The following is an 8,997-nucleotide window of genomic DNA, read 5'->3' on the forward strand; positions in this document are numbered from 1 at the left end:
GAGGCGCAATGTACTCAAGGTGAAACGCGGACGCGATAGAAACGTTGCGGAGAATTGGGGTTGGTTTCGATCCATTGATAAGTGCCGACGTTGGTGGGCACGATTGTGTCGCGGAGTTGAAACGTGTTCGTGATGTTGTTGGCGCTCAAAACATCGTAAGAGTGACCAGCAATGGCAGGCCAGGAGAGCAGGAATGGCGAGGGTCCAGTGAGCTGAATCGGGAAAGACGAATCGCCGACGACGAGCCGGATGAACTTCGTCTCCGTGCGATATTGTTTTCCGTCGTTGGCGGTGACGAGCGCGTAAAACGGATGCAAGCCGAGATCGAGATTCGTGCCGACTACGGAAAAGTTGGCCGTGGATTGATTCGAAACCGTCGCCAGCAGACCGCCGGTGCTGAACAGTTCCGTCCTGGCAATGTTGGTGGTGTTGGCAGTGACGGTGAATTGCAGCGTCGCTCCGACGGCGATGTTGCTGCCACCGGGAAGACTCATGAACGTGGCAGCAAGCGGCATGTTTTGGACACGGACGGTTTGCGTGATGCGTTTTTGCGTGCGCACATGGCTGCCTTCGTAAACGACGGCGGTGAGTTCGTGATACCCGTCGGCCAGCGGGGTGGTGTTGAGCGGAAAGCTGAGGGAGAGATTCGTCACCCCAGCGGAGATGTAGAAATGATTGCGCGGTTGAAGATCAGAAAGATTCTCGTCGAGTGTTTGTGGCCCGGCGGGCGTGATAAGGAAGGTGCCGGTGAGAGTCGCCTGAATTTGCGACGCGGCATATCCTATCCCGCGCGCGCGCAGATTAAAGTCCGCGCTGCCGGCGATACCGTCGGTCACGTCCTCGGCAGCGAGGCCATCGTCGCCCTGAAGTTGGGGCGTGGCATTGATGGCATTCGCGAGTTGCTGGACAAAGCCGGAGATGGCTCCGCTGCCCGAATTGTTCGTCACGGTTACGGTGACCGATGCGCCATTCGTTTTGGTCACGTCAAGCTGGAGCACGTCGCCCAGCACCAGCGTGCCGGCCACATTGAAACTGCGAATGCCCCACGCAATCGAATCAAGAAAGTTGCTGCGGCTGGCCGCGACATACGTCGTCAGCACCGACGCACTTCCAACGGAATTGCTGACGGCAATCGGAATCTGGTTGCCCACTTTATTGGGATCGAAGGATTGCAGTTCGATGCGATCGCCGTGCAGAAAAGCCTGGACCTTGGTGGCGTTCTGATTCAACGGAGAATTCAAAACTCCGGCCAGACCCGAAGCGACAGATTTGATGGTTTCGCTTGCTTGCACCGTGTAATTCATCGGCGGTCGTCCGGGTAGGGTTACGGACAGAACGTTGCCCTGACGCGGCAGGATGTTGGTGAGCGTTTGCCTGAACACGCCATCAAGGAACAGATCGACTTGCTGAAGCGGGTGTTGCGCGTCGCTGACGGCGAATTGAAGGGAAAGATTTGTGGTGCCGGTGAGAAGGGCATTGATTGGCAGATTGATCCACATTCCACAGGCCGGCTGTGCGAACGGCGCGGCGAGCGGTTCGCCGACGATGAGACCTTGATATGGATTGGTCAGACTTTGGTAGTAACATTCCGCCAGACTGAAACCGCGTGCCTGGTAGAAATAATTCTGGGGCGAAGGAAATTTTTGCAGGTAGTTGCACGGCTCCACGACCGTTCCGTAGCCGGCGGTCGCACCCGCGTACAGAAACTTCAGGATGGTGGTCTGATCGTTCGGTTCAAGAATAATTCCGCCGAACGAAGTGAGGCTGTCGGCCATGGCACCCGGTATAAACGCGTTGGGGGAAATATTGAATTGATAGAGTCCGTTTTGATAACCGAGCAAATTGGTCTGGCCAAGAGGTGAGTCGGAAATGATTCGTTGCGTGGAATAATTGCCGCGGAGCCGGGTATTGAACACGGCATTGTCGAAAGTTGAGTATCGGACATTGCGCGCCGGGTCGCTGCTCTTGGCGAGCAGGACGGTTTGGGTGGGAAAAGTGGCGTCGCTGGCAAGACCGCGGTCGATAATGAGTCTGGCTTGCGCGAGGTTGCTGGCGGTGATCATCGTGACGAGGTAAGTGTTGGTGTCGCTGCCCGGTGCGACGTTGCGGAAAAGGTCTTCGCTGCCAGCGTAAGCATTCGAGCTGTTGTCAGGCAAAGAGCAGGAATCGGGTGTGTTGGGTGGCGGTGTGGTGTCGGCCTTGAAGCCGTAGAAGAGAGCCGACGTGGTGCTGTTGAGGCCGTTGGTGTCTGCGACGCGATACGGGATGTCCATTGAAAGCAAAACGAAATCGATTTGATTGGTCAGACCGCGCGCGGTCAGCGTGTTCCTGAGCGGGGTGGCGAGATTCGTTTCAAACTGTCCGCGCGTCCAGATCGCGTTGCCACCCGTCCAGTTGATGCGCACGATATTTTGTGGCGGGAGTTGCCGCTGTTCGGCGTAGTAATTGCCCAATTGTACGGAGTTGGTGCTGGTTTGATTCACGACCAGGGCGACGTTTAATCCACTTCCGGCAGCCCAAAGCGAGGAGGGCAGTGAGACGACTGAAAGAGTCGTCAGCAAAAAAATTACCAATTGTTTCACAGGCCCATCTTCGTCTTGAAAGGCAAATTCGTAAAGCGAGAGTCGAGGTCCAGTCGCCGTGCGCCACGGTGAATTTTCTTTACATCCAAAGCCGGCAATGGTATTGGGTTCTGTTTTCATGAAAATATTGCGACTTGTTTTATTTCTCACCTTTAGCCTCAGTGTCATCAGTCAGGCCCACGCCACCAACAGCGTCGCCCGCGTCTGGGACGAACGGGCGCTCGCCGCCATACGCGCCGACACGCCGCATCCGCCGGCACAGGCGCGCAATCTCTTCAGTCTTTCGGTTTGCATGTACGATGCTTGGGCGGCCTACGACAGCGTGGCGGTAGGTTATGTTTATCACGCCAAACATGCGGCCACGAATTTGTTGGCGGCCCGCAACGAAGCGATCAGCTACGCGGCTTACCGGATGCTCAAGGAACGCCATTTTTATTCCAAGACTTTCAGCAACACGCTCTATTTGGACGACGCGCAGATGACGGCGCTTGGCTACGACACCAATAATGTCTCGCGCGATACTTCCACGCCGGCGGGTGTTGGTAATTCTGTGTATGACGCCGTTTCCGCCTGGTTCATCAACGACGGCGCGCGGCAAACCAATGGCACACGGACAGCGCCTTACCCGGATTATCCGACCAATCAGGGTGGATACATTTATATCAATCCGCCGTTGGCCACTTCCCTGCCTGGCATTGACGATGGCTCTGAGGGCACAAACGGTCCCGGCCATACCGTGGTGGACATTAATCGCTGGCAGCGGTTGCAAGTCGTCAACGGAGTGGATCAAAACGGTTTTCCCACAGGCCCCATTCAAACTTACCTCGGTGCGCAATGGCTCGGGGTGCGGCCCTTTGCGCTGACCCGCACTGATCCGACGCTGTCTTGGATTGATCTGGCCGGGCCGCCGCCGCATCTCGGCGGAGTTGGTGATGCCGAGTTTAGAAACTCGGTAGTGGAAATGATTCGCAAAAGCAGTCAACTCACGCCCGACGACGGAGTGATGGTGGACATTTCGCCCACGGCTTTCGGAAACAATACTCTCGGCGCCAATGATGGCACCGGGCATCCCATCAATCCATACACAGGGCAACCCTATCCATCGAACCTGGTGAAACGCGGTGACTTCGCGCGCGTGCTCGCTGAATTCTGGGCGGACGGCCCCAGCTCCGAAACTCCGCCGGGCCATTGGAACGTGATCGCCAACAACGTGAGCGACAACACCAACTTCGTCAAACGCCTCGGTGGCACGGGTCCGGTGCTGAACGATCTGGAGTGGGATGTGAAGTTGTATTTCGCTTTGAACGCCGCCGTGCATGATGCGGCCTGCGCCGCCTGGTCGCTCAAACGCTACTACGACGGCTGGCGTCCAATCAGCGCGGTTCGTTACATGGCGTTGCAAGGTCAGTCCAGCGATCCGAGCAGCCCTTCGTATAACCCCAATGGTCTGCCGCTGATTCCGGAACTGATTGAACTCGTCACCAGCAACACGGTGGCGTCAGGTCGGCACGCTGGCCTGACCGTCGGCAAAATCGCAGTTTACAACTGGCCGGGCGGGCCTACCAACCCCGTCACGCAGCACAGTGGCGTCAAATGGATTCACGGCGAGAGTTGGGTGCCGTATCAAAAGGCCACCTTTGTCACCCCCGCTTTTCCCGGGTACATTTCGGGCCACAGCACGTTCAGTCGGTCAGCGGCGGAAGTTCTCGCGGCCATCACGGGCACGCCTTATTTTCCCGGTGGCCTCTTTGTGGCGGACATTGCGGTTGCGAACACATCGACGGGACTTGCTTTTGAAAACGGACCAAGCCAGCCCGTCCAGTTGCAGTGTGCGACCTATTACGATGCGGCGGATCAGGCTGGCATTTCCCGGATCTTTGGCGGCATTCATCCGCCGGCGGATGATTTTCCCGGTCGCCGCACCGGCGCGCAGTGTGGCAAAGGTGTTTGGGCGCTGGCGCAAAAGTATTTTGACGGGTCCATTGCCCAGGTGCCCTTCGCTCTGACCATCCGGCCTTTGGATCCCACGGGTTGTGAATTGCGCTTCGATACGGTGCGCGGTTTCTTCTACAAGCTGCAATCCACCTCAGACCTGCTCCAGTCATTTGCCGATGATCCGGCTGGATTTGTCCAGGCCTATGATACATCGATGGTCCGCACTGACAATGTCGCTAACTCCGCCAAGTTGTACCGCGTGCTCCGCGCCTCCGCGCCGTGAAGTGTCTTGAGGCAGACTGATGGACAATTTGGTGGGTTTTCGAGGCCCGCGTCACCCTTACCCTTTCAGGATTTGACAGCATAAAATCTAAAATCAAAAATAAGTTCTTGACATTAATTCTGACCTAGCCTCAAATTGCCATCACTCAGCGCAAAAAATGCAAAACCAGAAGAACCATTGATTACTCACCACACCACGAAGTTCCTCAACAAAAATCAAAAATGAACACTACCAAAAAACACTCCCTCGTGAAACGCGTAGCTTCAAACGAAAAAGCGTTTCAACACAGTCTGGCGATCGGTCTGGCCCTGGCCACTCTCTGGACTGGCTCTTTGCCGGCTCAAGTTACGTTGGATCCGGCGTGAATACGGGCAACAACAACACGAGGACCGAAAGCGACTTGGCTGGGCAGTCAGCGTACCCAAATCTTGGCGACCCGGATACCGTTGGCGCGGGGATCACGAATGCGGCGCCTGTGACTACGCCCAATGGTTTGTTGTTTTTTGAAATTACCAACGTCATCAATTTGTCCAAAACCGATGGTGGCGCTTCTGGATACTTTGCCGGTGACCAACTGGAACCGGGCATCAACTTGACTGCGTCCACGGATGGCCAGTCGGCGGAGATTCTCAGCTACCTCACGCTTCCGGCCGGCACCAACTACATGGGTGTGAGAAGCGATGACGGTTTCGGGGTCCAGTCGGGCACAAATCCTCAGGACATATTTACCAGGAGTCTGGTGGGTGAGCGCCCCGGTGGTGCTGGAGATTTGGTGTTCGCGTTTGTGGTGCCACCAGGAGGGGCCGGCACGTATCCTTTCCGCGTCATCTGGGAGAATGGTGGCGGGGATTCCCATGTTGAATGGTACACCGCAGATTCGCTGGCCCCCACGACCAGGGTGCTCGTCAACGATATTGCCAATGGTGGCATCCCGGCCTATCGCGAGCTATCCGGGGCTACGGTGACCCCGTTCGTCAAAAGTGTGACTCCTCTGCCCGTGCCGCGGCAAATAGAGGCCGTCCAAAATAAAGTGACTGTGGTCTTGGCAGACGGGACAACCGCGGTCAATACTAACTCCATTACCCTTGAAATCGACGGAAGTCCCGCAGCGCTCACAATCACTCGCGCAGGAAGCACGGTGACCGCGGCTTCAGGCGTCCCGAGTGGACTGTTCGTCGCCGGGGAGGGTCATACGGCCGTGCTCAAGTACAACGACGGGGGAACGTATTCGCGCACCCAGGGATGGGCATTTGTCAACTTTGAAAACCTGGTGCTACCAGTCAGTCCGGTCACGGGGGAAAACTTCGATTCATACCCGGAAGCGACCAGTCCGGCGACTACGGTGCCCCCGGGTTGGACGGCGACAAATTACACCTGGCTCGAACAAACTCCACCTGCGGGATTTGGGGTTTGGGATCTTACAGACGTGGCGAATGACCCCTTCGTGAACTGGGTCATGATCACCACCAACACGGTATTTCCCCTCGAGGATGAGGTGATGCTCAACAACACGGCCCAAACGATCAACGGGATACCGTTGACCAATGTTGACAATTGGATGTCGAATAATTTGCTTTTTGCGGCTTCCGACGGGCGTGCGCGAAATGCTACTGACCCCATTGGCGGCACTAACGTCAGTGTCCCTCAAATTCAAATCGCAGTCAGTGCACCATTCAACCTGTCCACCGTGACCAATCCCGTGTTGACCTTCTCCAGTGGTCTTAGAATGTCTGGAAACGGAGAAGAAGACGCCTTGGAATACTCAGTTGATAACGGTGCGACCTGGTTGCCAGCCCTCCTCTGCTTTAACAATAACCGCACCTTCCTGAATGCGGACGGGTCCTATGACGCCGTGAAAATCCTGACCAATGTCTGGACCGATGTCGCGAAATTCCCGGTTGTTCAAGACCCAACTACCCGCGATTGGATTAGCTCCGGGCCGCTCGGTCAAAAGTTCGGGGATGTGCTCCTGACACCTATCTCAGCCGCGTTGGCACCGTATATCGCGGAACGAAACGACTCGGTGGCCGCCCGCAAGGTGGAAGCGATTCGTCTGCCAGCCGCAAGCAAGAAGAGTCAAGTTCGCCTTCGTTTCAATCACTACGGCTCGTGTGGTTGGGAATGGGGTGTGGACAACATCGCGTTCTACGACATCGCTCCCACCACGCCTGCCCCTGTCATTAGCAGCGTAGCAGCTTCTGGTGGTGTGGTCACCGTCAAATGGGCCAACGGTGGAGTGCTCGAGTCTTCGCCGAGTCTTAGCAGCCCGGTTTGGACGTCAACGGGCAACTATCTCGGAACTTTTAGTGAGGCGGCAGGATCCGGTACAAAGTTCTATCGCGCCAGGCGATAAGCGTCAGACCCCTCTGCCTCGAAGTGGTCAGGGGTTCAGTTAAGTTGTAAGTGTCCACCACGCGCAGCAATGTGCGTGGTGGACTTGTCTTTGGGGAAGGCTCAAGTTGAGCATGATGGTTGCTTCGAACAATAGCCGCTTAATCCAGATGAACAGGGGCGCGAAAAACCTTGAAGCGCTGGTATGGTCAAAGAGCGCTGAAAAAAGGGACTGACTCTCCGGTTTGAAACGTGTTTCCCAAGTCATGGGCATTGCCCTGACCCGCTCAGCGGGCGTGGATTCACCAGCACGCTGAAATCTACAAACGAGATGTCGCCGACGCCCGATGACTAGTTGTTCCGACGCACGAGAATTCTTGCAAAGCTCGGGAGCGAATGATAAACACCCGCACATGCGAATGAGTAAGTTCTGGCTCTCGACTGTTTCCGTCCTGGTGATCACGCTGGCCTCCGGCTCCACGGTTCGCGCGGCGGCGGTAAACTTGAACCCGGCCGCAGACGCGTTCGTCACCACTGGGCCTGCGAATAATCTCAGCACGAACAATTACGGCGGTGGCGGTTCAATCGGGTTGTCGGCGGTGGGCTTGCCCAAGGGCGAATTTCAATCCGTGCTGCGTTTTGATACGAGCAGCGCGAAGACCACCTTCGACGGTCTTTACGGCGCGGGTTTGTGGAGCTTGCAATCAGTGAGCTTGCAACTCACCGCCACCGCGGTGAACAACACCAATTTCAACGCGAACAGCGCCGGCTCGTTTGCCGTGAACTGGATGCAAAATGATGGTTGGACCGAAGGCACCGGCACCCCCAACGCGCCTGGGAGCGCGGGCATCACGTACTCCAGCTTGCAAGGGTCTTTCATCAATCCAACGGCGGACGAAGCGCTGGGAACATTCAGCTACAGTGGCGCAAGCAGTGGCGCGTTCATTTACGCGCTCAACTTGACCAGTGGTTTCACGGCCGATCTCCTGGCCGGCGATCTCGTCAGTCTTCGCCTTCTGGCTGCGGATGGCTCGGTGAGTTATCTCTTTAATTCGCGCGAGTTTGGAACGGCAGCCAATCGACCGCTGCTGAGCATCACCGCCGTGCCGGAGCCGGGAACGGTGTCTTTGCTGATCTTGGGCAGTTTGATGTGCGCGGTGCGCAGATGGACGCGGCGATGGTGTTGATGGACAGGCCATCTTTTACCCCGACTACTTTTGCTCGGGACGCCCGGCACCCACGACGGCACCGACAGGCTTACCGCCAGTGAAGTCCCGCAGGCCTTGATGTTTCAGTCTCCGCTCTGTGCCCACCTTCAGGGATTTCGTAAAATTTTCTGACCCCGGTTGACTCCGCCTTTGCTTTCAAGAGGTTGAGCAGATTTGCGTTGATGCGGAGACGAACCACCTTTGGCAATGTCGCCAAGCCTGATGAGATTTACGACTCGCGTCGGATTCAACACGCCAGTCCTTCTAACACCTGAATTGGGAGTGAGGTTTAGCATCGAGACTGTGGCGAAGGTTCTACCCAAACTTGAATTCTACGTAGCGCGAAATTTTGTGGCCTGAAAATAACTGAACACAAAAGAGCAATGGAAAACCAATTGAGGGTTAATGAAATCGCTTGCAATGGCATTTGTTTTGGGCAACGGTGTAACTGAACCTAGATTCAAACTTATGAAAAACATCTACACCCTCACAATCATTGGACTCCTCGCCTTCGCGATGGGCGGCGCAATTCTTTTTCTGTAAATTTGTTGAGCATCAAACTGAGGGCTAGGTTTGGCATTCCATGTTGAGGTAAACTTTTCCGGTTTCCCAGACTTCACTGGTTTCCTGGAGCAGGGCCGAGACGAGTCGGAGCAAC

Annotated in this window: 5 protein-coding genes; 4 read left to right on the plus strand and 1 reads right to left on the minus strand. The window is 56.0% G+C overall.

Annotated features, from left to right (window positions below; all coding sequences use genetic code 11):
* Window positions 1-14 precede the first annotated feature (14 nt).
* Window positions 15-2,702, minus strand: a complete 2,688-nt coding sequence (locus HY298_11100; protein ID MBI3850804.1) for a TIGR03790 family protein — start codon at window positions 2,700-2,702, stop codon at window positions 15-17.
* On the opposite strand from HY298_11100, the gene HY298_11105 reads away from it, so the two are divergent.
* The 4 genes from HY298_11105 to HY298_11120 all read left to right on the plus strand — a co-directional run bounded on the left by HY298_11105 (window position 2,701) and on the right by HY298_11120 (window position 8,318).
* On the plus strand, window positions 2,701-4,800 hold the full coding sequence (locus tag HY298_11105; protein MBI3850805.1) for a vanadium-dependent haloperoxidase: 2,100 nt from the start codon (window positions 2,701-2,703) through the stop codon (window positions 4,798-4,800). The two genes, HY298_11100 and HY298_11105, sit on opposite strands and share 2 nt — an antisense overlap.
* Before the next feature lie 221 nt (window positions 4,801-5,021).
* Window positions 5,022-5,165 (plus strand): hypothetical protein, encoded by a 144-nt coding sequence (locus tag HY298_11110; GenBank protein MBI3850806.1) that lies wholly within the window; start codon window positions 5,022-5,024, stop codon window positions 5,163-5,165.
* Window positions 5,166-5,275: 110 nt separating this feature from the next.
* A complete protein-coding gene (locus HY298_11115) occupies window positions 5,276-7,153 on the plus strand; it encodes a hypothetical protein (protein ID MBI3850807.1) in 1,878 nt (625 codons plus the stop codon).
* Window positions 7,154-7,550: 397 nt separating this feature from the next.
* The gene (locus HY298_11120) at window positions 7,551-8,318 is read left to right on the plus strand and encodes a PEP-CTERM sorting domain-containing protein (protein ID MBI3850808.1); all 768 of its coding nucleotides are present in this window, start codon (window positions 7,551-7,553) and stop codon (window positions 8,316-8,318) included.
* The last annotated feature ends 679 nt before the right edge of the window (window positions 8,319-8,997 follow it).

This window comes from Verrucomicrobiota bacterium (genome assembly GCA_016200005.1).
GTDB lineage: Bacteria > Verrucomicrobiota > Verrucomicrobiia > Limisphaerales > PALSA-1396 > PALSA-1396.